This window comes from Fontibacter flavus (genome assembly GCF_042432905.1).
GTDB classification, from domain to species: domain Bacteria; phylum Bacteroidota; class Bacteroidia; order Cytophagales; family Cyclobacteriaceae; genus Fontibacter; species Fontibacter flavus.
The window spans coordinates 1-1650 of the sequence record NZ_JBHLWI010000077.1; the positions used below are offsets into that span (position 1 = coordinate 1).

Consider the following 1650-nt stretch of genomic DNA (forward strand, 5'->3'; position numbering starts at 1 on the left):
TCCTGTTTTGTGCAACGCGTGACCCAAAATTAAATTTTCATGTTCAATAGCCATTCCTGCTCCTGAGAGGGTTTTAAAATTTTGGTTCTTGCCTCTTTTGATTTGGGTAATGTGTATTTCAGTTGTTTAATATCCCTTATTTCATTTATAGCTTTCTCTGGTGATAGCTTAATTCTATTGACTTTTAAAAGTCTTTCCAGTTCCTTATAAACAGTGTATGCTGCAAAACATAGGCATATGTGGGCTTCTATGCGGTTTCTCAGACGGTGGTAAACAGGTCTGATCCTTAAATCGGTTTTTGAGATCCTGAAAGCCTTTTCTATTTGCCACAGTTGGGAATAATGGCCTATGACTTCTTCTTTGTCCAGCTGTGTATTAGTTAAATATCCTTTTAATCCGTCCCAGACCAAGTCCGCACCGTATTTCTGATAATCAATACTCACCTTAGCCTCTCCTTCCAACTTGAGGTATTTGTTATATCCCCGATTATTGATATGGTCTTTGTTGAGTTTTCCGCCCTTGACCTTTGCCTCAAGTCTTTTCAGGCCTTTCTCGCGGTTTACCGCATCCTTTTTGGCTCTGCCTGAAGAGTAGCTTACAATAAGCCTCCCGTTTTTGGATTTTACCTCCCGTGGCTTCCCCTCCTCTATCTGGAGACCAAGGATTTCCTGCTTTACGGCTTCGGATTCATTTTTCACTCTTCCCCCCAGTATGTATTGGTAGCCGTGATGTTGTAAAGCATCGATATTGGACTGGGACAATAGGGCAGCATCTGCAACAACAATGGGACTGTCTATGTCAAACTTCTTCTGAAAACTCTCCAACACAGGTATTAAAGTCTTTGTCTCGGATGTGTTCCCTTCAAAGATCTGGTAGCCGAGAGGAAAGCCGTTGTTACTAACCAAAAGGCCGATCATAATCTGCGGGTGCTGGTGCTTGCCATCCTTATTAAAACCCGGGATACGATAGTCATCAGGCTCAGAGGCTTCAAAATACAAGGTGGTCATGTCATAAAACACAATCCCTACATGGCCATTCAAAAGGCTCTTGGCGTAATCGAATGTGATTTGTTCAATTGATGGCTTGAGGGTTTGATCCAATTGGTCAAGGAAACGGTAAATGGAATAAACGCTTAAATCCAAATTCAGGTGCTTTTTAAAGTACTCCACTGTCTTCAACTTGCTTCCTGGGTATACGAGCCTGCATAAAACCAGACTCTTGAAGTAATCGCGTGACCCACCCTCTGGAAAACCTATTTTTTGATATATTTTCCCCAAAATAAGCTCGGCACCGATATTCTGTAAATGCTCATTTGAGAGGCCTTCAACAAAGCTTTCAACAATCAGATCGTCGTGCTCGATGAAAAGAGAAGAGAATCCCTTTAATTGATCTATCTGATTGTTTGCCAATAAAATAAGAAGTTCTTCTTCACGTCTGGTATTTGCAATACCGACGGTCTTGATGACTTTGTTTGTACGCTTGACCTTTTGGACAATCTGAATACTCACAGAACCGCTTTTATTCTTGTTTTTTCGTACAAACATGGGGCAAAAATAGCTCCGCGTGACCCAAATTTCAAATTATAAAACAGTAAGTGATTGATTTTCAATACTTATTTATTGTAGCGACGACGTCGCGCACAAAACAGGA

1 protein-coding gene is annotated in these 1650 nt (G+C 41.0%); it reads right to left on the reverse strand.

From position 1 onward, the window contains the following. Positions 1 to 29 precede the first annotated feature (29 nt). On the reverse strand, positions 30 to 1544 hold the full coding sequence (locus tag ACFFIP_RS18045) for an IS1634 family transposase (RefSeq protein WP_382389165.1): 1515 nt from the start codon (positions 1542 to 1544) through the stop codon (positions 30 to 32). Positions 1545 to 1650: the final 106 nt, after the last annotated feature.

What these genes read in the sequence shown, in the direction of transcription:
- ACFFIP_RS18045 (WP_382389165.1), bottom strand. Translation starts at nt 1,544, where the DNA reads ATGTTTGTACGAAAAAACAAGAATAAAAGCGGTTCTGTGAGTATTCAG.